This window comes from Nocardia sp. NPDC050175 (assembly GCF_044459885.1).
In the GTDB taxonomy this organism is placed as follows: Bacteria; Actinomycetota; Actinomycetes; order Mycobacteriales; family Mycobacteriaceae; genus Nocardia.
This window is the reverse complement of the sequence record NZ_JBITJI010000008.1, coordinates 166,940-189,346: the sequence shown is the minus strand read 5'-3', so window position 1 is coordinate 189,346 and position 22,407 is coordinate 166,940. Positions and strand designations below refer to the sequence as shown.

The window sequence follows — 22,407 nt, the reverse complement described above, 5'->3', positions numbered from 1 at the left end:
CGAACTTACCGTCCACCCAACCAGACAACCCGCTCGGCGCGGCCGTGCCTACTCGCCGAGACAGCACGTCCGCCACGAATACAGGGGGAGCGTCAGCGCGCCGGTAAGGGCGCCTCCGCCGCCTCGGTGATCGTGACCTGTCCGGTGCGCAGGTAGGTCATCACCGCATCATCGATCACCTGGTTGCCACGGCTGAAGTTGCCGTGATCGCCACCCTCGACGGAGATCAGAGAGCCGTTCAGTGCGCGTGACATCGCCGGTCCCCCTTCGTATTTGGTGAGGGCATCGTGGCGACTCTGCAGGATCAGCGGTCGCGTACCGAGACCGGCGCCGGTGATCAGGACCGGCGTGGTGACGGGTTTCCATGTTCCACAGGCCATTCCGGAGCGAACGAGGTCGGCGCGCGCATCCATCGCATCGCCGCCGGAGGCGATGGTCGCGATCGCCGAGCCGATCACCTCGAGTCGCCCGGGGATCGCGTTCTCGTTGCAGGTGATCGCGGCGAACACGAACTGCCCGGTGGAGTCGGTGGAGGTGACGCCCTCGATGGCGCGCAACCGTTGCACGTTCGCCGGATTGGCCAGCGCATCCGCCATCGCGCGCGCGAAAACAGGCCAGTAGGTGCGGGTGTAGCTGGCGACCGACGTCGCGCCGAGCAGTGGGCCTTGCGTGGTAGCACCACGAGAGATCAAGGTGCGCAACAGGTTCTGCAGTTTCCCGGTCTGCTCGAGGCTGCCGGTGTAACCGTCGCGGGCGATCTCGGCGAGCGGCTCGGGCAGCGAGCCGGGCAGGTCGGCGAGGCTGGCCGGTGGCGGCGTCAGGTTGGCGTACCAGCCACCACCCTGGTCCACTGCCATCCGTACCCAGTTCTGATAGACCTGCAAAGCCGTGTCGCCGAGATGGTATTCGGCGCTGTGGTCGGCGATCCAGGCGAACAGATCATCGAGTCGTTGCTTGCCCGCGATCTGCTGCTGGGCGAATTCCTCGGTCCACACCCAGTCGGGATTGACGTTGGAGTCCAGCACCATTCGCTCGACCCGGCCGGGAAACAGTGAGGCGTACACCGCGCCGAGGTAGGTGCCGTAGGAGGTGCCGAGGTAGCTGATCCGGTCCAGCCCGAGCGCGGCCCGCACCGCGTCCAGGTCGCGGGCGGTGTTCTCGGTGGTGATGGTGTCGAGGTAGCCCGGATGCGTCTCGTCGCACGCCTTCTTGATGGCAGTGCGGTCGCCGCCGCCGAGCGGCACCTGGGCGCCGCCCTCGGCGGTGCAGTTCAACGGGGTGGCCCAGCGCAATCCGCGCGGCTGCACCGCGATCCGGTCGTAGTGGGCGTTCAGCTCGGCGGGCAGCACCTCGGTCCGCAGACCCCAGAAGTCCAGCCCGTCCGCGCCGGGTCCACCGGGGTTGGCGAAGATGGCGCCGCGCCGCTCCCCCGTTGCCGCGATCCGGCTGACGGTCACCTGGATCTTCGGCCCGTCCGGGTCGGCGTAGTTCATGGGCACGTCGACGACAGCACATTGCACGCCGTGCCCCGCGACCACCGAGCCGTCCGGGCAGGCCCCGAACGACGGCGCGGCGTCGGCCGTGCCCGAGCCGATCGATCCGCCGAGCAGGCAGACGGCCATGGCAGCCGCCGCCCGCGAAAACAGCCGTACCTTCATCATGTTTCGTACCTCCACGGGCCGCCGCCACGCGCGCGTACGCGACCCCGATCATGAGCATTCTGCGCAGGCAGGCACCGGCAGACAAGTCGAGCACCGGATTACGCCGGTCAGGCCCCCGAGGGCGCCGCCGTCCCCAGACCGAACGGGCGCGGCGCTATGCGGCGCGGAATGCGCGGATGACGTCGCACGGGAGTAGCGTCGAGCCATGTCGACGGAGGTCCGTATCAACACCGCTCTGGAACGCTTCGAGCTCTATGTCGACGGTGACAACGCCGGGTATGTCGAATACCAGGACACCCAGTCCGAACGCGCGTTCGTGCACACCGAGATCTACCCCCGCTATGAGGGCCAGGGCTACGGCCGAGTGCTGGTCGAGGCGGCCCTGAACAGCACTGCGGAAGACAAACTCGGCGCGCTGCCGATGTGCCGGATGGTGCACCACTTCATCGAGACCCGCCCCGAATATCTGGTGATGGTGCCGCACTGGGCGCGCGACAGCCTGAACCTGCCTCAGTAAGCGGCGACCGCCCCGTCCAGTGCCTGCTGCAGATCGGTGCGCACCAGCCGCGCGATATCGCCCGGCTTGCTCGGCAATTCGGTGATCGGCACGCCGAAGTAGAAGCTGGCCGACTTGGCCTGCTCCTTGTTCGGCTGCACCGTCGGGTCGGCGCGCGGCCCGTAGCTCAGGCCCATCGACACCAGCACCGGCTCGACGCCGAGCTTCATCGCGCGAAACGCGATGTGCCCGATCCCGCTACCGACCGGCTGGACCTGGGTGGGGTCGACCTCGTTGCAGGTGCCCTCCGGGAACACCGCGACGCCGTCACCGCGCGCGATCCGCTGCGCGCAGATGTCCATCATCCGCTGACCGGCCGCGTTGACCGCCCGAATCCCGTGGTCCTTACCGCGGAACACCGGAATCCCGCCCATCATGTCGATCTTGCGCCGCTGCTCGGGCTCCTCGAACAACTCGTCCTTGGCCAGCACCCGGACCCGCCCGATCACCGGTCGCAACGCGCTGCGCCACGCCGCCGCCGCGACCGTGTACGGATCGTTCTCGGAAAGATGATTGATCGAGATCAACAGCGGTCGGCCCTGCCGGATCGCCGCACGCAAACCGGCCTGCGCACCCTCGGCGTAGGAGACGCGGGGATAGTAACGACGACCCAGAATGGCGTATGCGGCCCAGGCTTTCAGCCGATTCTGCCGATGATCGAGATAGAAGTCGTACACGGTATCGCTGTTCTCGAGGCGTACCTCGGGAGGTTCCATGACACGGACTCTACGACGGCCGCAAGCGCCCAGCATCGGGCCCCGAGACAAATTCCCGGTACCGAACTGCTCAGCAGAAGCGCATATCGCCGAAACAACTGCGATGATGTCCGAGTGGCACGCGCAGACGACCCGGATGATCGGAAAACTCGCGGCGGGCACGGCGACCGCAAGCGGCGCGATTTCCGGCACGGCGAGCAGACGGTGCGCGCCGGCACCCTGCTGGTGTCGGCGACCGAACTGGCCGAACCTACCTTCCGGCGCACCGTTGTCTACATCATCGAGCACAACGATGCGGGCAGCCTCGGCGTCGTGCTGAACCGGCCGAGCGATACGGCCGTGCACGACGTGCTGCCCCGCTGGACCGAGGTGGCGGCCGCGCCGCGCACCCTGTTCATCGGCGGCCCGGTCAAACGCGACGCGGCGCTGTGCCTCGGCACCATCCGCGTCGGCGCGACCATCGACGGCATCCCCGGCCTGCGCCGGATCGACGGCCGGGTGGTACTCGTCGACCTGGACGCCGACCCGGAGGAGATCGGGCAGCTGGTCGAGGGCATCCGCATTTTCGCTGGTTATGCGGGCTGGACCTTCGGCCAACTGGAAGGCGAGCTGGAGAACGACGACTGGATCGTGCTGTCCGCGTTGCCCTCCGACCCGATCAGCACCGGCCGCGCCGACCTGTGGGCGCACGTGCTGCGCCGCCAGCCGCTGCCGCTCTCGCTGCTGGCGACACACCCGATTGAACTAGAACGCAACTGAAGACGTGTACTCCTCGAACAAGCGAATTAGGGCATGGCGACGCGACAACTGATCTGGCGAGAACATGGGTAACTCATCGGGTACGCCCAGAACTCGACTCGGCACCACGCCGCCGGCCCGCAACGTAAGTCCGGAGGCACCTACTTGTGCGCAAAATACTCGGAGAGGCGGACAAGCCCGACAACCGAACCGAGTTGTTGCGGGTCCTGTACGACGAACATGCGGCCGCTCTATGGCGGTACACGCTCGGTTTGGTTCGCGACCCTGGACGGGCCGAGGACATCGTGCAGGAAACGTTGCTGCGCGCGTGGCAACGCCCGCAGGTGCTGGATCAGTCCGACACGTCGGCGCGCGCGTGGCTGTTCACGGTGGCGCGCAATCTCGCCGTGGATGAGCATCGCAGCGCCCGCAACCGGCGCGAGTTCCGCACCGACGCACCGCCCGAGCAGGCCACGCCCGATCAAGCCGATCGCGCGCTGGACGGCTGGGTGGTCGCGGACGCGTTGGGCAGGCTCAGTCCCGATCACCGCGAGGTGATCGTGCGGGCCTACTATCGGGGCCTTTCCACCCACCAGATCGCCGAGGAACTCGACATCCCGGCGGGCACGGTGAAATCCCGGATGCACTACGGCATGCGGGCACTACGGCTGGCATTACAGGAGATGGGGGTGACGAACCAATGACCGACATCGCTGACGACTACACCACGTGGGACGCGCCCTACGTGCTCGGCTCCCTGACCAGAACCGAGCGCCGGGAATACGAAGAGCATTTGGCCGGCTGCCCCGCATGCCAGGCCGCCGTCGCCGAACTGGCCGGCATGCCTGGCATGCTCGCGATGGTCGAACCCGCGACCGCGCTCGCGATGATCGAGCTACCCGAAGCCATTGCGGCGGAGCTGGGCTCGTCGTCGGGCCTGGGCTCGGCTGCGGCCGAAGCCGGTCCGCCGGTGCCGCAGTTGCTGCCGAGGCTCGCCGACGCGGCCGCGAAGCGCAGGCGCCGCAGCCGGTGGGTGGCCGTCGGTGCGGCGGTCGCGGCGGCCGCTGCCGCGGTGGCCATCGCGGTTCCGGTGGTCGCCACCGTGACCTCGTCGGGCAACACCAGCTCCGAACAGGTTGTCGCGGAACGCAGTATGCAACCGCTCAAGCCGAATCCGGTGACGGCCAGCTTCAAGGTCGTGCAGGCCAACGGCAAGACGCGGATCGTCATGACCTGCAGCTACGGACCGAGCGACCAGCAGTACAGCTGGAATCTGAAGTTGTTCGTGCTCGGCACCGACGGCAGCCAGACCGAGCTCGATCAGTGGCCGGCCGGACCGGGCACCGAGCTGACGATCGACCGGACCATCGACAAGACGCCGGAGCAGATCCAGGCCGTGCAGATCCGGTTGGCGTCCTCGGGCGAGACGCTGCTGTCCGGAACCGTCTGAGCACACACCGATCCCCCGCCGGATACCGGCGGGGGATCAGTACCCCTCGTCGCAAATTGGTCAGCTGGTCTGGCGACGGAAAATCGAGTTCGCCCAAAGGAATCCGACAAGCGTGAGGCCCGCACACCAGGCGAGCGCGAGGATGCCGTTGTTACCGATCTCGGTGCCCATCAGCAGGCCGCGCACCGTCTCGGTGATCGGGGTGAACGGCTGATACTCGGCGAACTGACGCAGCCCGACCGGCATGGTGTCGGTGCCGACCAGACCGCTGCCGAGGAACGGCAGCATGATGATCGGGAAGATGACGTTGCTCGCGCCCTCCGGGTTCGGCGACAGCAGGCCCAGCGCGACCGCGAGCCAGTTCAATCCGAAGATCGTGAAGCTGAGCAGCCCGAGCGCGGCGATCCATTCGAACACGTTGGCGTCGGGCCGCCACCCGATGAGCAGCGAGACCGCGGCCATCAGCACGATGCCGCCCAGCGCCTGCAGCAGCGCGCCGAGCACATGGCCGGTCAGCATCGACGACTGCGTAATCCCCATGGTGCGGAACCGATTAACGATGCCCTTCGAAGTGTCGGTCGCGATGGACACCGCCACCGACGCGGTGATGTAGGCCGGAACCATCAGCAGCATGCCGGGCGCGAGGTAGTCGATGTAGTTTCCGCCGGAAGACTTTTCCAGCGCGCCACCGAAGACGAACTTGAAGATCAGCAGCAGGATGGTCGGCATCACGATGACGCCGACGCTCATGCTCGGATACCGCTTGGCATGAGTCAGGTTGCGCCGCAACATCGTTGCCGAGTCGGCGAGCGCGTAGGACATGGTACTCATCAGACGGGTTCCTTTTCGGAGGTCGGCTGGCCGGTGAGGGTGAGGAAGACATCGTCGAGGTTGGGCGTGTGCACGGCGAGTCCCTCGACCTCGATCTGCTCGTAGTCGAGCCGATCCAGCAGGGCCCGTAGCGATTTCACGCTGCCGTCGCTCGGTACGGCGAGGGTCAGGTCTTCGTCGGCGTCGTCGAGCACCTGTGCGGCGACGCCGAGCGCGGCGGACGCGGCGAACAAGGCGGCGCGGTCGGCGAACTGCAAGCGGATGTGCCCGCCGGGCACCAGTCGCTTCAGTTCCGCCGCAGTGCCTTCCGCGACGATCCGGCCGTGGTCGAGCACCGCGATCCGGTCGGCCAGGTAGTCGGCCTCCTCCAGGTACTGGGTGGTGAGGAAGACGGTGACGTTGTAGTCGTCGACCAGGCCGCGGATGAGCTCCCAGATGGCTCGCCTACTGCGCGGGTCGAGGCCGGTGGTCGGCTCGTCGAGGAAGATGATGCGCGGGTCGCCGACCAGCGTCATGGCCAGGTCCAGCCGTCGGGTCATGCCGCCGGAGTAGGTGGACGCGGGCTTGTCGGCGGCCTCGACCAGGTCGAAGCGCTCCAGCAGATCCGCTGCCAGCCTTCGGGTTTCGCGGCGCGGCAGGTGCTGCAGGTCGCCCATCAGCTGCAGGTTCTCCCGGCCGGTGAGCAGCTCGTCGACGGCGGAGAACTGGCCGGTGACGCCGATCGCCTTGCGCACCGCGTCGCGGTCGGCCTCGACATCGTGGCCGCCGACCCGGTTGTCGCCGCCATCGGCGTGGATCAGCGTGCTCAGGATCTGCACGGTGGTGGTCTTGCCCGCGCCGTTCGGGCCCAGTAGCGAGTAGATCGTGCCCTCGGGGACGGTGATGTCGATGCCGTCGAGCACCACCTGCTCGCCGAACGATTTGCGCAGGCCCAGTGCCGAAATGGCAGGTGCGCGATGGCCGTTGACCATGACGGTCCTTTCAGTGAATTACATCATTGAATGCGCATGCGCGCATGCATCATCGACACCGCTCCCAGGGAGCGGCTTTTCGGGTCGGACAGGTGCTATTCAGTTGTGCGGAACCACGATTCGGCTAGATGTCGAGGTCTTCGATCTGCGGCCGCTTCGCGATATCGACGACCCGTTCGTAAACCTTGTCCGGCAGCTTGCCTTTCAACTCCTCGATCGAGTCGACGATCTCCAGGATGAAATCGCCCCAATCCTGTTCGCCGACACCGAGCATGCGCCGCCAGTTCTTCAAATCCTTGATCCAGTTGGCCGATTGCGGATATTCGTCCCAGCTGGCGTAGTGGGCGTGCAGCACGAACTTGCCTTTGCGGCTGCGGAACACCCGGACGTGTTCCATCCGATGGTCGTTGACGTCGTTGGTCTCGAAGAGCAGCGCGCCGGAGAACCGGACCTGCCGGACACCGTTGTGCCCGACCCGGACGATGACCTCGTCGTACCCTTCTTGCCGACCTTCCTCCAATTCGATGAACCGGCGCAGCGCCGTGGTCACCGCCCCGGAGAGATTGCCGCCTACCAGTTCCTGGGCCCGCTGGAACAGCGGCAGATCGTCATCGGCAACATAGATCGTCTTGTTGGGCATGATTCGACTATACGTAGATGTATACGTACACGCAAGCCTTGCGACACCGCCCGGCGAAATGCGGCATTTCGGAATCCGGCTCTTGTAGGTTGCTGGAAGGTCACCACTATCCGCCGACTGGCAGCGAACCGCCAGCTCGGCACCAGCTGCTGGACGCGGATTGCGAGAAGGTGCGGCTGTGAAGCCTCTGAACGCCGAGCGAAAGCACAGCATGCGATTGGTGCTGGGGAGTTGCCTGCTGTCGCTGGCCTTGCCGCTGACCGCCGCGACACCCGCGTCGGCCAAGTTCGTCGATCCCGCGACGCTGCCCGTCCGAATCGGCCACCAGCTGGTCAAACGGACCATGGACGGCTACTCGTTCATGATCATCGAGGCGAATACCGCGGCCAACAGCACGCCGCCGCTGGACCAGAATCCGTTCAGCAAGGAAGCGTTCCTGTCCGGGATCGGCATCGGCCAGGTCGACGGGCCCAAACGCGGCAAGATCGTCAGCGCGGTGCTCGAGGTCGGCTACGAAATCGGCTATCCGGTGGCGCTGGCGCCCAACGGGATCACCGCGACGCTCAACTCGCCGTCGGTGGCGGTCACCGGAAACGCCAAGCCGAAGATCGCAGGCACCACCTCATCGCAGTCCCAGTCCCAGTCTCAATCCCAATCCGAGTCCCAGTCCGAATCCGAGTCTGCCTCGTCGGAAACCCCGTTGAACTACGAACTCGGCGGCGAGTTCGGCGCGCTGGCCACCGTGCTGCCGTCCCAGCAGACGTCGTTCCAGGTGGGACACGGCGGCATCGTCGCGACGACGCTGGCGACGGTCGCGCTGACCCAGCCGATGGCCTACGCCGACCTGTCCAACACGCACCTGACCGTCACCGGCGCGTTCGGGCCGGTGACCGTGCGCACCTTCGTCAAATTCACCCTGGTGACGCCCGGCGGACAGACCAGCGAGGTCGTCTACAGCGACCCCATCGAGCTGAGCTGACCGCCCTCCGGTAGCGGCGCCGGCGCCGCACTTCCGGTTCGGCGTTGAACCGTCCGTGCTCCCAACCCGTATCACTGCTGTACGCAGGAAGTGATCTCGCGTGTGCCCAGGGCACAGGGGGACACCGCGGGAAGGAGTGCCGATGCAGAGCCGGGTCGTGGATTATTTGGTGCAGGCGGTTTCGGCCTTGGGAGTCCGGCACATCTTCGGCGTCGACGGCGCGAATATCGAGGATCTATACGACGCGATCTTCGATGCGCCCTACGACGTCACCGGGGTGATCGCCAAGCACGAATTCTCGGCGGCCACCATGGCCGACGGGTACGCCCGCTCGACCAGTGGACTCGGTGTGGTCGCCGCGACGTCCGGCGGTGGCGCGATGAATCTCGTTGCCGGACTTGCCGAATCGTTCGCCTCGCGGGTACCGGTGCTCGCGCTGGTCGGCCAGCCGCCGACCGCGCTGGAGGGCAATGGCGCCTTTCAAGACACCAGCGGACAGGCGGGCACCATCGACGCTGCCCGGATGTTCCAGGAGATCACCCGCTATTGCGCACGCGTCGAATCCGCCGCCGACCTGCCGGATCTGCTGGCCAGGGCGGTCGGCGCGGCCCGGCGTGGTGGGCCTGCCGTGCTGCTGCTGCCCAAGGACGTGCAGCAGGCGGACATAGGCGCGGCTCGGCCGATTCGGTTGCCCAGCAAGGTATATCGGCGCGACGAGGCCGGTCTGACCCGGCTGCGCGACGCGCTGACGACGGCGCGGCGGACCGGGAAGATCGTGATCATCGCCGGTGACCAGGTCGCCCGCGACGACGCGCGGGACGAACTGGCCAGGTTGGCCACCGTCCTGGATGCCGCGGTCGGCGTCGCGCCCGATGCCAAGGACACCTACGACAACACCGATCCCGGCTTCTGCGGGGTCGCGGGCACCATGGGGCATCCCGAACTCGGCGCGGCCGTCCGGTCGGCGGCATTGTGCCTGCTCATCGGCACAACGATGCCCATGACAACCCGGACCGGGCTGGACGAGTCGCTGGCGAACGGCACGGTGGCGAGTATCGGTGTGACACCGCCACACCTGCCGACAACCCATGCCACCAGTACCGACTTGGCACGCACCCTGGGCGAGCTGGCCGACGAATTCGCTGCTGCCACTGCGGCACCCGAGCGGCGCACCACCACTTCGCTTACCCCACTGCATGTTCCGAAAGCCTCCGGCCCCGGGCTGCGCTATCGGCAGCTGGTGGAGACGATCGACGCGGGGCTGCCCGACGGCACCGACGTCTTCGCCGACGCGGGCAATACCGGTGCGGCCGTGGTGCATCACCTGCGGGTACCGCGCCGTGGCCGGTTCGTGGTCGCGCTCGGGATGGGCGGCATGGGTTACGCGTTCGGCGCGGGCATCGGTTCCGCGTTCGCCCGCGGGCACGGGTCCGACGGGGTGCGGCGCACGGTGGTGGTGGCTGGTGACGGCGCGTTCTTCATGCACGGCATGGAGATACACACCGCGATCGAACACGCGCTGCCGATCACGTTCATCGTGCTCAACAACAACGCCCACGCCATGTGCGTGACCAGAGAACAGCTGTACTACCGAGATCGCTACAGCTTCAACCGATTCCGGCCAGCACACCTCGGTGACGGCGTCGCCGCTATGTTCCCCGAACTCCCCGCTTTCTCGGTGCGGCTACCGACCGAGCTGGCCGCGACGCTGCGGCACTGCATGGAAACCCCAGGGCCGTCGTTCATTTCGATCGACGTCGACCCGGACGAGGTACCACCGTTTCTTCCGTTCTTGACGACCATCGAACAATCCAGGAGTAAGCCGTGACGACAAGCGCCCTGCCAGCCCTCAGCGATATCCCGGAGCACGCGCTGCCGCCCGGGCTCTTGCGGATCGAGAATTCCGACAAGGACGCGACCACCCCGATCATCGTGGACATGCTGCGGTCGGTGTACCCGCACGACCAGATCTTCGGCGAATACTGCCCGGTGCAGGCCTATATCGCCGCGCCGCCGCGCGAGGTGTACGAATACCTCGCCGACACCCGCTCGCTGGAGGAGTGGACCTACAGCCTGCGCGGCTTCGTGCCGACCGAGGAACCCGGCCTGTGGCTGGCCTACGACCGGCTCGGCGACGAGACCGAGATCTTCACCCGCACCGTCGCGCACCCCGAGGGGATGACCGTCGACTACCACTGCGCCTGGGACCAGTCGCAGCACCTGTGGATGATCTACCTGCTGCGGGTCGTCGACGCGCAGACGGTGTTCAACAAGCCGGGTTCGGTGGTGCTGTGGGTCAATTGCCGGCACCCGTTCTACGACGAGAACCCCTATCCCGAGACCGCTCCCGCGAAGCGCCCGGTGTGGGTCGGCGACTTCTGGGACATGTTCTCCGCCGGCCATCAGCTGGAGATGGACAACCTCAAGGCGATCTGTGAGTACCGGGCGGCGCATGGCCTGCCCATCAAGCCCGACTGGATGAAATGAGACCCGGCATGACCCCCACCAACCCGGACGCACCCGCGCTGCCCTCGGTCAGCCTGGTCGATGTGGCCAGCTACCTGCCTGGGGAGCCGGTCGGCACCGAATACTTCACCCAGTTCTCCCGTTCGGACCGGATGGCCAAGAACGTGATGTTCCGGTCGCCCAAGGCCCGTCACCATGTGGATCGGGACGAGACCGCGGTGGACATGGTCGAACGCGCCGTCGCGCCGTTGATCGAACGTCATGGCGCGCAGTTCATTTCGGACATCGACGTGCTGATCACGCACACCCAGCTGCCGGATAATCCGGTGCTGGGCGCCGGGCCCGAGGTGGCCAAGCGGCTGGGCGCGCACCCCGCCTTCGTGTACGACGTGCACAACGGTGGTTGCGCGGCCTTCGTGCACATGATGTCGATCGCTCGAATGGTGTTGCAGACCACCAACGCTCGTACCGCGCTGATCGTGGCGACGCAGAACTGCGCGGGCCCGGTGTTCACCCAACCCGACATTCGCAAACTGGCGCAGGCGCCGGTGCCCGGTGACGGCTGCGGGGTCGGGCTGCTGGTCAAGGACGACAGCGCGCCGATCCTGGACATCGAATGCCGCACCTATCCCGAATTCGCCGGGGACATGGAGTTTTCCACCAACGGCGAGCGCAAGTACTGGGAGCCGGGCGAGGGCCAGGGCTGCGTCAGCTTCACCGAATCGAAGATCACCAAGGTGTTCGCGCGTGGCAACCGGCTGGTGCCGGAAGTGGCACTGGCGGTGTGCGATCGGATCGGGGTGAAGGGGCGTGACATCGACACGTTCGTCACCAATCAGCCGAACCGGCTGTTCCTGCGCAACTGGCACGACGCGCTCGAGCTGCCCGCCGAACGACATCCGGACACCTTCGACATGTGCGGAAACCTTTTCGCCGCAGGTATTCCGGTGACATTGGATGTGGAGAACCGGGCGGGCAGACTGCGCAACGGCTCGGTAGTCCTCATGTCGGCGTTCGCGCACGCGGGTGACTTCGCCGGCGCCGCGGCCATCCGGTGGGGCGCGGCGCGATGAGCCTGCACCTCGTCGACGAGACCACGCCGTCACGGCGGCCTAGCGGCTCGTCGACGCCACCCCGGTTCGATCTGACCCTCAGCGAAAACCCGTTCCCGCCGCTGCCTTCGGTGCTTCGCGCGGTGAACAGCGTGCTGGCACAGGCCAATCGCTATCCGGAGTTCCTGCCGCTGCGGCTGCCGAAGCTGATCGCGCGGCATCTCGGCGTGCAGCCGGATCAGGTGGTGGTCGGCTCCGGCGCGACCGGGGTGGCGATGCAGATCATCCAGTCGCTGACCACGCCTGGCGCCGGAATGGTTTATGCGGCACCGACCTTCGACGGGTACCCGATCATGGCCGAGATGGCGGGCGTCGAGATGGTGCCGGTGCCGTTGGACGCCGCGGGCAACCAGGATCTGCGCACGATGACCAAGGCCATCGACAAGTGGACCGAGCTGGTGGTGGTCTGCCGTCCGCACAATCCGACCGGCACGGTGGTCTCGGCCAGCGAGTTGAAGACGTTCTTGAGTAGCGTGCCCGCGCGGGTACCGGTGATCCTGGACGAGGCGTACGTCGAGTTCCTCGGCGCCGCCGACTACATCGACCCGCTGGCCATGCTGAGCAGGCATCCGAATCTGCTTGTGCTGCGGACCTTCTCGAAGGCGTACGGGCTGGCCGGGCTGCGCATCGGGTACGCCTTCGGCAGGCGCGAACTGATGGCCAGGGTGCGCAGGCTGCAATTGCCGTTCGGGGTGAGTTCGGCGGCGGTGGCCGCGGTATCCGCGTCCTACGCCGCCGAACCCGAACTCGCCGCGCGGACCATGCGGATCACCGCCGCGCGGGAAACACTGCGGGACGCGTTGCGCCGCTGCGGGATCGCGGTGCCGCTCAGTCACGCGAACTTCCTGTACCTGCCGGGGCCCGGTGTTGCTACCGCGCTGCGGCGGGCGGGCATTGCCGCCAAGGCGTATCCCGATGGGAGCGCGCGTATTTCGGTCGGCGATCCGGCGGCGGATCACGCGGTGCTGGAGGCCTTGGCGACGCTGCGTTAAGCGGCGGCAGGCAGTTCGCCTTCCTCGCCGGACTCCGCCGCCTTCTTGGCCCAGCGCTGCGACAACGCGGCGCAGGTGATCAGCTGAATCTGGTGGAACATCATCAGCGGCAGCACGATCAGCCCAACCGGCTGGCTGGCGAAAAGCACTGTCGCCATGGGCAGCCCGGTGGCGAGGCTCTTCTTCGAGCCGCAGAACACGATGACGATCCGGTCCGGCATGGCGAAGCCGAAGATCCGGCCGATCAGCATGGTCGCGGCGATGACGAGCGCGAGCAGCACACAGCACACACCGGCCAGCGCGAGGATCCGCCACGGCGAGAGCATGTGCCAGATGCCTTCGACCATGCCCGCACTGAACGCGCTGTAGACGACGAGCAGGATCGAGCCACGATCCACCAGCTTCGTCGGCTCGGCGTACCGGCTGAGCCAGCGGTGCACCTTCGGCCGGATCAGCTGGCCGACGGCGAACGGCACCAGCAGCTGCAGCACGATGTCGCCGATCGAGGAGAAGTCGACGCTGGCCTGGCCGGTGGTGTTCATCAACAGGATGACCAGCAGCGGGGTCACGAAGACACCGAGCAGGTTCGACGCCGTCGCGCTGACGATCGCGCCGGGCACATTGCCCTTCGCGATCGAGGTGAAGGCGATCGAGGACTGCACGGTGGACGGCACCAGGCACAGGAACAGCAAACCGGTGTACAGATCGTCGGTGAGCACCCCCGGCACCAACAGGTGGGCCGCCAGGCCGAGCAGCGGGAAGAGCACAAACGTGCTCGCCAGCACGACGATGTGCAACCGCCAGTGGGTGAGGCCGGCCAGGGCCTCCTTCGGCGATAGGCGGGTGCCGTACAGCAGGAATAGCAATGCGATGGCAATCTTCGTCAGCACACCGACTACGTCGGCAGCGGTACCCCGGGCGGGAAACACGCTGGCCAGGGCAACCGTAGCGAGGATCGACAAGATGAATCCGTCGATATAGAACTTGCTGAGGAATCGCACACCACACGCTAACGCCGAGGGTGTGTCCGGATGGAACCGAAAAGTACGTAATTCGTCACACCATAGGACCTCTTGGCATATTAGAAAAATACGAACGTTCGTCCGTACACTTTCTGCAGCGTATGCGAACGAAGGAGCAGCAATGAAGATCCGCAGACTCGGCTGGGCAGGCGTAGAAGTCGAATTCGACGGGGCCACACTGGTGATCGACGCGGTGCAGGACAGCGAGCCGCTGCGCAGCTCGCTGCCGCACGACGCGTTGACCGCCCCGCGCCAGCCGAATGCCGCGCTGGCCGCCCTGGTCACCCACCTACATTCCGATCACGCCGACCCCGCCGCGTTGCGCCGCATCCTGACGACGGACGGGATCGTCCTGCGCCCGGCACCGATGGTGGGTTCAGGCGATGATCTCGTGTGGACCAGGGATGCCGAAAAAGGTTTTGCCGCACACGATCTGACGACCCAGGTGATGGACGAATGGGAGACCACCACGATCGGCCCGTTCGAGGTCACTGCCGTTCCTGCCGTCGACGGCCTCGGCGACCTGCAGGTGAACTGGGTCGTCAGCGCCGGCGGCCACCGCATCTTCCACGGCGGTGACACCATCTTTCACGGCCTGTGGTGGCTCATCGCCCGCCGGTGCGGTCCCATCGACGCGGCGATACTGCCGATAAACGGTGCGGCAGTGCGGTTTTCCCACCTGCGCCCGGCGAGCCCGCTGCCCGCCGTGCTCACCCCGGAGCAAGCGGCGACGGCGGGCAACATCCTCGGCGCACGCACGATCATCCCGATTCACTTCGGCCTCGACAGCCCGCCGTACTACGTGGAGGTCGACGACTCGCTGGCCAAGTTCCAGGCCGCGGCGGCCGACCTCGGTGTGCACGTCACCGTGCTGGCACCGGGCGAATCACGAGAGCTCGGAGCTTTAGCGACAACGCACGGCGAATAGCCCGGCTATCGACGTCGGCGCAGGAACCACACACGGGAGCGGCTGCTCGTCTGCTGTGCGATACCCAGGTATTCAGCGAAAGTCGTTGCGTCCGAAGCGGTAGACGTCTTCGGTTTGTCTGCGGCCCAGGCAATGAACCGTTCGGTGAAGTCGTCGCCGCAGGTGTGCACCAGCACTGGGAAGCGGCGTGCGACTTCGCCCGCGCGTTTGTGCAGCAATGCGCGGGCTGCCGCGGCGACGGCTTCGGTATCGAAGCCGTCCGGGGCCGGGCTCCCGGCTACCAAGGCCCGGACCAATGCTGCCTGTCGCTCGGCAAGCACGTCGGCGTCGGTCTGCGCCTCGGGCGACCTCATGTACGCGCCGATCGGGCGTGGCCCGTGATGGACGGGCGATGCGCGGCCGCCGCGATAGCGTCGAGTTCATCGAGGAGTTCGGCGGCGGGTGGATAGTTGCCGTCGCGTTCCAGCATCAGAGGTACGGGGTGGATATCGGTGAATTCGCTGACGAGCGTGAGGACTTCGGCGGGGATCGGGTCGGTGTGCGTGTCGTGGTAGCGGCCGCCGGATTCGTGGCCGCCCGCGACATGGCAGTAGGCGATGCGTTCGGTGGGCAGGCGCAGGAGTTCGTCGAGGGGGTCGCGGGCGCGGTTGCGGGCGTTCGCGTAGACGTTGGCGATATCGAGCAGCAGGTATACCCCGGTGCGGTCGACGAGTTCGGCGAGGAATTCCGACTCGGTGTATTCGTCGTCCGGCCAATCGAACAGTGCCGCAATGTTTTCCACAGCCAGCGGTACGTCGAGCGCTTCCTGGGTGCGGGAGATGTTGCGGGCCAAGACATTCAAGGACGCTTTAGAGCGGGGTACCGGAAGTAGATGTCCTGCTTCGACTCCGCCGGCCCGGACGAACGCGACGTGCTCGCTCACCAGTGGTGCGCCAACCGCCTGCGCGCACGCGGCGAGATGTTCGATCCGATGCTCGTCCACGGGTTCGGCGCCACCGAGCGACAACGAAATGCCGTGCGGCACAATGGCTACCCCTCGGTCGATCAATGCCGTCAGTTCATCGGGAATCGCAACTTCCGACCGGCCGAGCAGCCGTCGCCGCACTCGCAGCGACTCCGCGATCACCTCACCGAATCCGAGACCAGTCAGCTCCGCGATCACCCCGCAGATCTCCGGGCGCCAGCCGATACCGAGCGCCCCGTCCGGCAACGGTCCACTCATCCGATGCGGGCCGTGGTCAGCCGCCACAGCCACCACCGCAGCCGCCACCACCGCCACAGCCACCACCACCGCCGCTGTCGCCGCTGCTACCGCCGTCGCCGCCCGAAGAGCTCGGGGGCTGAACAGCATTCGCGAGCCCGGGATCGAGGGACAGCAGCGCGGCACCGCCGAAGACCGCGGCGGCGAGCGCGGCGCTCTCGGCGCCGTAGGTGGCGTAGGCGGGCGAATTGGACGGCCGCAGATGCATATTGCTACTGGTCGCGTTCTTGCGGGCCAGTCGGCCGAGCGGAGTCAGCCGGGGTTTGGCCACCACGAGCCAAAAACCGAACGCCTGCACCACCAGAGCGATGACCAGGAACGCGACGGGGTTGTGATTCAGCGTCCCTGCGATGAATCGCACCACACCGACCGCGCCGACGATCAGCAACGGCAGCCCCGCGTCCCACAGCCTGCGCCGGAAGGCCGCGTCGGGAAAGTAGCCGCGCTTGATCATCGAGTCGCGCAGCGGGCCGAGGGCCGCCGCCGAATTGGCGGTCAGCGAGACGACCGTCGGCTTGGCTCCGGCGACGATCCGGTCGTAGATCGACCGGGTGAACGGGTCGAGGCGATGCTTGTCCGCGTCGGTCAGTGGCCGCGCCGGTGCGGCCGCCGAGTCGATCAGGTCGTGGCTGCGCAGCCGGGCCAGCGCGGTCAGCACCGCGCGGCGATCGTCGAACAGCATGGCGATCTCGGGTAGCGACAGGTCCATGCCCGGTCGCTCGATGCCGCGCTTGTCGACGGCGCCGCGGGTCACCCGCAATCGCATCAACAATCCGAATAGCAGCGCGAGGCCGATGAATGGCCAATACAGCGCCATGAAGTCGGGTCCGGAGATTCCCCAGGTATTGCCTGCGGCAACAAAGTCGAGCGAGTTCATTTCCACCCCGAAAATCAAGCTGTACTGCAACGCCCCAAGTATGGACTGCCGATACCGCGGCCGACAGGGTTCGACCCGAAATGTAACTCGGTCGATTCAACCCACCCGGATATCGAAGCGCCACACGGAAAGGCCTGGTCGGCACAGTGCTACGCGGACCGCGGGGAAATGGTTCGATGGTCTGATGCGACGCGAGTATCAGGTGAACGCGGCGCCCGCGCAGGGCACGGCGAGTCGCGTGCTGTTCCGCTTCGCCCTCGGCGGCCGCGAGTTCGTGCTGCGCCAGACCATCATCGAGCCCGGCGGCAGCAGCGGCTGGCATTATCACGACGGCACGCTGCTGGTTGTGGTCACGCGCGGCACCCTCGATCATCCCGGCGCGGACTGCGCACCGGTGGTCTACCGTCGCGGGCGCGTCTTTCGTGAGCCGAGTGGCCCGAGTTATCCACATGTCGCACGCAACCGCGGCTCAGTGCCGGTTCACCTGTGCGTGCTTTACGTCAATCCGCTCGGGAGTCCGCTGTCCCGCAGCGTGCCCGCACCGGAGTGCGAAAAAGGTCGTTAGGTCGCGGGCTGGCAAGCGTCGCGCAGCGAGCACGCGCCACACGCACTGCCACAACCGCCGACCTCTGCGGGCGGCGCGATGGCGGCAGCCGTCGAGGCTGCGGCATTGGCTCCGGCACCGAGGGTGAAGAGGGCGATAACGACCGCGCCCGCACCGACGAGCAGCGCGACGACGGCACTCGCGGCGAGAGCAATGAGACCACCGGCGAACAGCAGTGCCCCCGCAGCCAGCGAGGTGGGGGCGGCGACACGATTCGCGATGCGGAAGGTCTCGTCATCGGACAGGGCGGCCTCGGTGTGCACCCCGACGAAGCGGTTGCGCGGCAGCCTGCCGATCAGTCCGAGAGCGCCGGTTGCGATGGCCACCAGGGCCAGCACGAACAGGACGAGAGCGACGACGAGCACTCATGCAGGCTAGCGCATCGGTGTCGTTGGCCCGCCGAGAGCTCCCCGCAACTGATCAGCACCCGACCACGCACCAGCCCGGACAGGCGTGTTCCACACCGCGCGACACCAGGCCGGAGCTGTAGCAACCAAACGCACTGTTGGGACCGCTCGGATGGGAACGACAACCCGCGAGTAACGAGAAGACGGTGCGGCACAGTCCGATCCCGACGGGCGGGTAGCTTTCCCCGAGGCGTGAACGCGGACGCGCCGACGCAGGCAGCACAGCCCGATTTTCAGTACTGCGGTCCACACGTTCTACCCTGATAGACGAAGTTTGTCGGGGATCGGCGATCACAAGAAGGCAGGACCGTGCAGGACACTCGTGCAACCGATAGCGACGTACCCGAGCACCGGTACACCGCGGACCTCGCGGGCCGCATCGAACGTCGGTGGCAGCAGACGTGGGGCGAGCGCGGGACCTTCCATGCGCCGAATCCGGTCGGCCCGCTGGCCGGTGCCACCCCCGCGGACAAGCTGTTCGTGCAGGACATGTTCCCGTACCCGTCCGGGGCAGGCCTGCACGTCGGGCATCCGCTCGGCTACATCGCCACCGATGTTTTCGCCCGCTACCACCGGATGCACGGCCGCAACGTGCTGCACGCGCTGGGCTATGACGCGTTCGGCCTGCCCGCCGAGCAGTACGCGGTGCAGACGGGCGCGCACCCGCGCGACACCACCGAGTCGAACATGCGCACCATGCAGCGCCAGCTCGATCGTCTGGGACTCGGGCACGACCGGCGACGTTCGTTCGCCACCACCGATCCCGAGTACTACCGCTGGACCCAGTGGATCTTCCTGCGCATCTACAACGCCTGGTACGACCAGGAGCTGGGCCGGGCCCGCCCGATCGGCGAGCTGGCCGACCAGTTCGCCAGCGGCGCCCGCCCCGCCCCCGACGGCAAGGACTGGGCGACGCTGACCGCCGCCGAACGCGCGGCCGTGCTCGACTCGTATCGCCTGGTGTACCAGACCGATTCGATGGTCAACTGGTGCCCCGGCCTCGGCACGGTGCTGTCCAACGAGGAGGTCACCGCGGAGGGCCGCAGCGAGCGCGGCAACTTCCCGGTGTTCCGTAAGCGGTTGTGGCAGTGGATGATGCGCATCACCGCGTATTCGGACCGGCTGGTCGACGATCTCGATCACCTGGATTGGCCGGAGAACGTGAAGGCCATGCAGCGCAACTGGATCGGGCGCTCGCGTGGCGCGCAGGTCAAGTTCGACGCGAACGGCGCGCAGATCGAGGTCTTCACCACCCGGCCCGACACGCTGTTCGGTGCGACGTATGTCGTGCTGGCGCCGGAGCACGAGCTGGTCGACACGTTGACCGCGGCCGCATGGCCCGAAGGCACGGATGCCCGCTGGACCAACGAAGGTGGCGCGAGCCCTGCGGATGCCGTTGCGGCCTACCGCAAGTCGATCGCGGCCAAGTCCGATCTGGAGCGCCAGGAGAACAAGGAGAAGTCCGGCGTCTTCCTGGGCAGCTACGCCACCAACCCGGCGAACGGCGCGCCGATGCCGATCTTCATCGCCGACTACGTGCTGAGCGGCTACGGCACCGGCGCGATCATGGCGGTGCCCGGCCACGACCAGCGCGACTGGGATTTCGCCACCGCGCTCGGCCTGCCCATCAAGGAGGTCGTGGCGGGCGGTGACCTCAGCGCCGCGGCCTACACCGGCGACGGTGCCATCGTGAATTCCGATTACCTGGACGGACTTTCGATCGACGAGGCCAAGGCGACGGTGATCGCCCGGCTGGAGTCCGACGGCCACGGCAAGGGCACCATCCAGTACAAGCTGCGCGACTGGCTGTTCGCCAGGCAGCGCTACTGGGGCGAGCCGTTCCCGATCGTCTACGACGAGGACGGCGCGCCGCACGCGCTGCCGGAATCCATGCTGCCGGTGCTGCTGCCGGAGATGGACGACTTCGCCCCGGTGACCTTCGATCCGAACGACGCGAACTCCGAGCCGTCGCCGCCGCTGGCCAAGGCGACCGACTGGGTCAATGTCGAACTGGATCTGGGCGACGGGCCGAAGCGGTACCGGCGCGACACCAACGTGATGCCGAACTGGGCGGGCAGCTCCTGGTACCAGCTGCGCTACGCCGACCCGACGAACTCGGAAGCGTTCTGCGCCAAGGAGAACGAGCAGTACTGGCTCGGCCCACGCACGGGCGAGCACGGCCCGAACGATCCCGGCGGCGTCGACCTGTACGTCGGCGGTGTCGAGCACGCGGTGCTGCACCTGCTGTACGCGCGGTTCTGGCAGAAGGTGCTGTTCGACCTGGGTGACGTGTCCGGCTACGAGCCGTACCGGCGACTGTTCAACCAGGGCTACATCCAGGCCTACGCCTACACCGACGAGCGCGGCGCGTACATCCCGGCCGCCGAGGTGGTGGAGCGCGACGGCAAGTTCTTCTGGACCGACCCGACCGGCACCGAGATCTCGGTGAACCAGGAGTACGGCAAGATCGGCAAGTCGTTGAAGAACGCCATCTCTCCCGATGAGATGTGCGATCTGTACGGCGCCGACACCTTCCGCTTCTACGAGATGTCGATGGGCCCGCTGGACACCTCGCGACCGTGGGCGACCAAGGACGTCGTCGGCGCACACCGCTTCCTGCAACGGATGTGGCGTCTGGTGGTGGACGAGGAGACCGGCGGCATCCGGGTCACCGAGGCCGCGGCAGCGGACGAAACCCTGCGCTTGCTGCACAAGACGATCGCCGGTGTCGACGAGGATCTGGCCGCGCTGCGGGACAACACGGCGGGCGCGAAGCTCATCGAGCTGACCAACCACCTCACCAAGACCTACCCCGACGGCGCCCCGCGCGCGGTGGTGGAACCGCTGGTGCTGATGCTGGCCCCGCTGTCGCCGCACATCGCGGAGGAGCTGTGGGAGCGGTTGGGCCACACCGCTTCCCTGGCGCACGGTCCGTTCCCGATCGCCGACCCGGCGCTCCTGGTGGACGAGTCCGTCGAGTACCCGATCCAGGTAAACGGCAAGGTACGCAGCCGAATTCAGGTCCCAGCGGATGCGGACAACGCGGCCATCGAGGCGGCCGCCCTGGCCGACGAGAAGATCGCCGCACTGCTGAACGGCGCCGCCCCCCGCAAGCTGATCGTCGTCCCCGGCCGCCTGATCAACATCGTCGCCTGAGCCCCATCGAGTCGAGTCATATGGTCGCTAAACGATCTTCAACAGCAACCATTTGACTCGCCTCGATGACGCCCAACGACCCTTTGACTCGCCTCGTTTTCCCCAGCATCTTTCAACCGGACCACAGCCAGTCCTCACGCTGGAACACACACGCTGCCCATCACAAGTTACGGAAGAGAAGGTCGGGTACCCCACCTGACGTGCTCAGCACTACTCCGGTCATCCGATGAACCAGTCGAAAACCTCGCAGACAGCACACCACCGGAGATCTCTCAGTACACGATCTCGGACCAGTACACGCAGAGACCCTCGGAATAGTGCACCTATCCGGGCAAGTGCTTCTCAGGACTCCAAAGGTGGACAGTCCAGAGAAGCTGAAGACCTATCCACATTTTCCCGTGAGTAGTGCTGGGCGCGTCGCCTGCCGTACCCGGCTTTAGGTGCACGTCAGGTGCGCGGTGTCACGTTGGTGAGGTGGTCATCTGGCTGTGGTTGCGTCACAAGCGCTTTGGACAAGAGCGGGTGGTCGGCGGCGGTTTCGATGCTCGATCAGACCCGCGAGGTGCTCCCCGACCGGTGTCCCCGGGATCTGCACTCTGTCTCGGGATCGGCACTCGGAATAGGGCCCTAAAGCCAGTGCCGATCCCGAGTGAGAGTGCGGATTCTGTAGTCAGAGTGGCGAGTGCGGGGTCGCACAGCGTTTGCGCGAGGTGCGCTTCCTCTGTGCGGGGTGCGCGACGTCGGGTGATCAATCAGCCTGCGAAGTAACCCCTCCAACCGGTACACCCAAGATCTGCACTCTCACTCGGGATCGGCACTCGGAATAGGACCCTAAAGCCAGTGCCGATCCCGAGAGAGTGCGCAGATTCTGGGTTCGGCTTGGGGGGGCTGGGTACTCGTGGCGGGGGTTGTGCTCGGTTCGACCACGGATCCGCACCCTCCCTCGGAATCCGCCCGGTACTTGGGCGCTAATCCGGGTGCGCGATCTCGACACGGGGTGCGGATTCCGCTGACCACGTGGGTAATTGGAAGCCGCTCAC

General features: G+C 66.7%; 23 protein-coding genes. 13 read left to right on the top strand and 10 right to left on the bottom strand.

Going from position 1 to position 22,407, the window contains the following annotated elements:
* Nucleotides 1-92: 92 nt before the first annotated feature.
* Entirely contained in the window at nt 93-1,661 is a 1,569-nt protein-coding gene (locus tag ACIBK2_RS27385; protein WP_396971098.1) for an alpha/beta fold hydrolase, read from the bottom strand.
* Between the two features lie 205 nt (nt 1,662-1,866).
* Between ACIBK2_RS27385 and ACIBK2_RS27380 the strand changes: the two genes are divergently transcribed.
* On the top strand, nt 1,867-2,178 hold the full coding sequence (locus ACIBK2_RS27380; protein WP_150400259.1) for a GNAT family N-acetyltransferase: 312 nt from the start codon (nt 1,867-1,869) through the stop codon (nt 2,176-2,178).
* Here the strand turns inward: ACIBK2_RS27380 and ACIBK2_RS27375 are convergent.
* Complete coding sequence (locus ACIBK2_RS27375) at nt 2,172-2,933, bottom strand: lysophospholipid acyltransferase family protein (protein ID WP_396971097.1); 762 nt, start codon at nt 2,931-2,933, stop codon at nt 2,172-2,174. The two genes, ACIBK2_RS27380 and ACIBK2_RS27375, sit on opposite strands and share 7 nt — an antisense overlap.
* Nucleotides 2,934-3,047: 114 nt before the next feature.
* Here ACIBK2_RS27375 and ACIBK2_RS27370 point away from each other — a divergent pair, with 114 nt between their 5' ends.
* The 3 genes from ACIBK2_RS27370 to ACIBK2_RS27360 all read left to right on the top strand — a co-directional run bounded on the left by ACIBK2_RS27370 (nt 3,048) and on the right by ACIBK2_RS27360 (nt 5,121).
* The gene (locus ACIBK2_RS27370) at nt 3,048-3,692 is read left to right on the top strand and encodes a YqgE/AlgH family protein (protein ID WP_379283959.1); all 645 of its coding nucleotides are present in this window, start codon (nt 3,048-3,050) and stop codon (nt 3,690-3,692) included.
* A gap of 146 nt (nt 3,693-3,838) precedes the next feature.
* A complete protein-coding gene (locus tag ACIBK2_RS27365) occupies nt 3,839-4,375 on the top strand; it encodes a sigma-70 family RNA polymerase sigma factor (protein ID WP_396971096.1) in 537 nt (178 codons plus the stop codon).
* A complete protein-coding gene (locus ACIBK2_RS27360) occupies nt 4,372-5,121 on the top strand; it encodes a zf-HC2 domain-containing protein (protein WP_396971095.1) in 750 nt (249 codons plus the stop codon). Before ACIBK2_RS27365 ends, ACIBK2_RS27360 begins: the two co-directional genes overlap by 4 nt.
* 60 nt (nt 5,122-5,181) lie before the next feature.
* Here the strand turns inward: ACIBK2_RS27360 and ACIBK2_RS27355 are convergent, their stop codons facing one another.
* The 3 genes from ACIBK2_RS27355 to ACIBK2_RS27345 all read right to left on the bottom strand — a co-directional run bounded on the left by ACIBK2_RS27355 (nt 5,182) and on the right by ACIBK2_RS27345 (nt 7,563).
* On the bottom strand, nt 5,182-5,952 hold the full coding sequence (locus tag ACIBK2_RS27355) for an ABC transporter permease (protein ID WP_396971093.1): 771 nt from the start codon (nt 5,950-5,952) through the stop codon (nt 5,182-5,184).
* A complete protein-coding gene (locus tag ACIBK2_RS27350) occupies nt 5,952-6,923 on the bottom strand; it encodes an ATP-binding cassette domain-containing protein (protein WP_396971091.1) in 972 nt (323 codons plus the stop codon). The genes ACIBK2_RS27355 and ACIBK2_RS27350 overlap by 1 nt, the downstream gene beginning before the upstream one ends.
* A 124-nt stretch (nt 6,924-7,047) precedes the next feature.
* Nucleotides 7,048-7,563, bottom strand: coding sequence for an EXLDI protein (locus ACIBK2_RS27345; RefSeq protein WP_357384617.1), 516 nt, complete (start codon nt 7,561-7,563; stop codon nt 7,048-7,050).
* Between the two features lie 178 nt (nt 7,564-7,741).
* Here ACIBK2_RS27345 and ACIBK2_RS27340 point away from each other — a divergent pair, with 178 nt between their 5' ends.
* The 5 genes from ACIBK2_RS27340 to ACIBK2_RS27320 all read left to right on the top strand — a co-directional run bounded on the left by ACIBK2_RS27340 (nt 7,742) and on the right by ACIBK2_RS27320 (nt 13,112).
* Nucleotides 7,742-8,542, top strand: a complete 801-nt coding sequence (locus ACIBK2_RS27340) for an MspA family porin (RefSeq protein WP_396971089.1) — start codon at nt 7,742-7,744, stop codon at nt 8,540-8,542.
* Nucleotides 8,543-8,684: 142 nt separating this feature from the next.
* A complete protein-coding gene (locus tag ACIBK2_RS27335) occupies nt 8,685-10,370 on the top strand; it encodes a thiamine pyrophosphate-binding protein (protein WP_396971088.1) in 1,686 nt (561 codons plus the stop codon).
* A complete protein-coding gene (locus tag ACIBK2_RS27330) occupies nt 10,367-11,029 on the top strand; it encodes an SRPBCC family protein (RefSeq protein ID WP_396971087.1) in 663 nt (220 codons plus the stop codon). Before ACIBK2_RS27335 ends, ACIBK2_RS27330 begins: the two co-directional genes overlap by 4 nt.
* Nucleotides 11,030-11,037: 8 nt before the next feature.
* On the top strand, nt 11,038-12,081 hold the full coding sequence (locus tag ACIBK2_RS27325) for a 3-oxoacyl-ACP synthase III family protein (RefSeq protein WP_396971085.1): 1,044 nt from the start codon (nt 11,038-11,040) through the stop codon (nt 12,079-12,081).
* On the top strand, nt 12,078-13,112 hold the full coding sequence (locus ACIBK2_RS27320; protein WP_396971083.1) for an aminotransferase class I/II-fold pyridoxal phosphate-dependent enzyme: 1,035 nt from the start codon (nt 12,078-12,080) through the stop codon (nt 13,110-13,112). Before ACIBK2_RS27325 ends, ACIBK2_RS27320 begins: the two co-directional genes overlap by 4 nt.
* Here ACIBK2_RS27320 and ACIBK2_RS27315 read toward each other — a convergent pair.
* On the bottom strand, nt 13,109-14,113 hold the full coding sequence (locus ACIBK2_RS27315) for a bile acid:sodium symporter family protein (RefSeq protein ID WP_396971081.1): 1,005 nt from the start codon (nt 14,111-14,113) through the stop codon (nt 13,109-13,111). The two genes, ACIBK2_RS27320 and ACIBK2_RS27315, sit on opposite strands and share 4 nt — an antisense overlap.
* Before the next feature lie 142 nt (nt 14,114-14,255).
* Between ACIBK2_RS27315 and ACIBK2_RS27310 the strand changes: the two genes are divergently transcribed.
* Nucleotides 14,256-15,062, top strand: coding sequence for an MBL fold metallo-hydrolase (locus tag ACIBK2_RS27310; RefSeq protein ID WP_396971079.1), 807 nt, complete (start codon nt 14,256-14,258; stop codon nt 15,060-15,062).
* 5 nt (nt 15,063-15,067) lie between these two features.
* Here ACIBK2_RS27310 and ACIBK2_RS27305 read toward each other — a convergent pair whose 3' ends face one another.
* The 3 genes from ACIBK2_RS27305 to ACIBK2_RS27295 are packed head-to-tail and all read right to left on the bottom strand — an operon-like array spanning nt 15,068 to nt 17,230.
* Nucleotides 15,068-15,415 carry a hypothetical protein gene (locus ACIBK2_RS27305; protein ID WP_396971078.1) on the bottom strand — a complete coding sequence of 116 codons (348 nt, stop codon included), beginning with the start codon at nt 15,413-15,415 and terminating at the stop codon, nt 15,068-15,070.
* A complete protein-coding gene (locus tag ACIBK2_RS27300; protein WP_396971507.1) occupies nt 15,412-16,284 on the bottom strand; it encodes a DUF692 domain-containing protein in 873 nt (290 codons plus the stop codon). The genes ACIBK2_RS27305 and ACIBK2_RS27300 overlap by 4 nt, the downstream gene beginning before the upstream one ends.
* A 16-nt stretch (nt 16,285-16,300) precedes the next feature.
* On the bottom strand, nt 16,301-17,230 hold the full coding sequence (locus tag ACIBK2_RS27295) for a TIGR04222 domain-containing membrane protein (RefSeq protein WP_396971076.1): 930 nt from the start codon (nt 17,228-17,230) through the stop codon (nt 16,301-16,303).
* Nucleotides 17,231-17,384: 154 nt separating this feature from the next.
* Between ACIBK2_RS27295 and ACIBK2_RS27290 the strand changes: the two genes are divergently transcribed.
* Entirely contained in the window at nt 17,385-17,765 is a 381-nt protein-coding gene (locus tag ACIBK2_RS27290; RefSeq protein ID WP_396971074.1) for a cupin domain-containing protein, read from the top strand.
* Here the strand turns inward: ACIBK2_RS27290 and ACIBK2_RS27285 are convergent.
* A complete protein-coding gene (locus ACIBK2_RS27285) occupies nt 17,762-18,169 on the bottom strand; it encodes an SdpI family protein (protein ID WP_396971072.1) in 408 nt (135 codons plus the stop codon). The two genes, ACIBK2_RS27290 and ACIBK2_RS27285, sit on opposite strands and share 4 nt — an antisense overlap.
* Nucleotides 18,170-18,520: 351 nt before the next feature.
* Here ACIBK2_RS27285 and leuS point away from each other — a divergent pair, with 351 nt between their 5' ends.
* Nucleotides 18,521-21,367: a leucine--tRNA ligase gene (gene leuS, locus ACIBK2_RS27280; protein WP_396971071.1), complete on the top strand. Its 2,847-nt coding sequence runs from the start codon at nt 18,521-18,523 to the stop codon at nt 21,365-21,367.
* Between the two features lie 405 nt (nt 21,368-21,772).
* Complete coding sequence (locus ACIBK2_RS27275; protein WP_396971069.1) at nt 21,773-22,135, top strand: RCC1-like domain-containing protein; 363 nt, start codon at nt 21,773-21,775, stop codon at nt 22,133-22,135.
* Nucleotides 22,136-22,407: the final 272 nt, after the last annotated feature.

What these genes read in the sequence shown, in the direction of transcription:
- ACIBK2_RS27310 (WP_396971079.1), top strand. Translation starts at nt 14,256, where the DNA reads ATGAAGATCCGCAGACTCGGCTGGGCAGGCGTAGAAGTCGAATTCGAC.
- ACIBK2_RS27380 (WP_150400259.1), top strand. Translation starts at nt 1,867, where the DNA reads ATGTCGACGGAGGTCCGTATCAACACCGCTCTGGAACGCTTCGAGCTC.
- ACIBK2_RS27350 (WP_396971091.1), bottom strand. Translation starts at nt 6,923, where the DNA reads ATGGTCAACGGCCATCGCGCACCTGCCATTTCGGCACTGGGCCTGCGC.
- ACIBK2_RS27300 (WP_396971507.1), bottom strand. Translation starts at nt 16,284, where the DNA reads ATGAGTGGACCGTTGCCGGACGGGGCGCTCGGTATCGGCTGGCGCCCG.
- ACIBK2_RS27290 (WP_396971074.1), top strand. Translation starts at nt 17,385, where the DNA reads ATGCGACGCGAGTATCAGGTGAACGCGGCGCCCGCGCAGGGCACGGCG.
- ACIBK2_RS27355 (WP_396971093.1), bottom strand. Translation starts at nt 5,952, where the DNA reads ATGAGTACCATGTCCTACGCGCTCGCCGACTCGGCAACGATGTTGCGG.
- ACIBK2_RS27335 (WP_396971088.1), top strand. Translation starts at nt 8,685, where the DNA reads ATGCAGAGCCGGGTCGTGGATTATTTGGTGCAGGCGGTTTCGGCCTTG.
- ACIBK2_RS27385 (WP_396971098.1), bottom strand. Translation starts at nt 1,661, where the DNA reads ATGATGAAGGTACGGCTGTTTTCGCGGGCGGCGGCTGCCATGGCCGTC.
- ACIBK2_RS27360 (WP_396971095.1), top strand. Translation starts at nt 4,372, where the DNA reads ATGACCGACATCGCTGACGACTACACCACGTGGGACGCGCCCTACGTG.
- ACIBK2_RS27375 (WP_396971097.1), bottom strand. Translation starts at nt 2,933, where the DNA reads ATGGAACCTCCCGAGGTACGCCTCGAGAACAGCGATACCGTGTACGAC.
- ACIBK2_RS27325 (WP_396971085.1), top strand. Translation starts at nt 11,038, where the DNA reads ATGACCCCCACCAACCCGGACGCACCCGCGCTGCCCTCGGTCAGCCTG.
- ACIBK2_RS27305 (WP_396971078.1), bottom strand. Translation starts at nt 15,415, where the DNA reads ATGAGGTCGCCCGAGGCGCAGACCGACGCCGACGTGCTTGCCGAGCGA.
- ACIBK2_RS27320 (WP_396971083.1), top strand. Translation starts at nt 12,078, where the DNA reads ATGAGCCTGCACCTCGTCGACGAGACCACGCCGTCACGGCGGCCTAGC.
- ACIBK2_RS27345 (WP_357384617.1), bottom strand. Translation starts at nt 7,563, where the DNA reads ATGCCCAACAAGACGATCTATGTTGCCGATGACGATCTGCCGCTGTTC.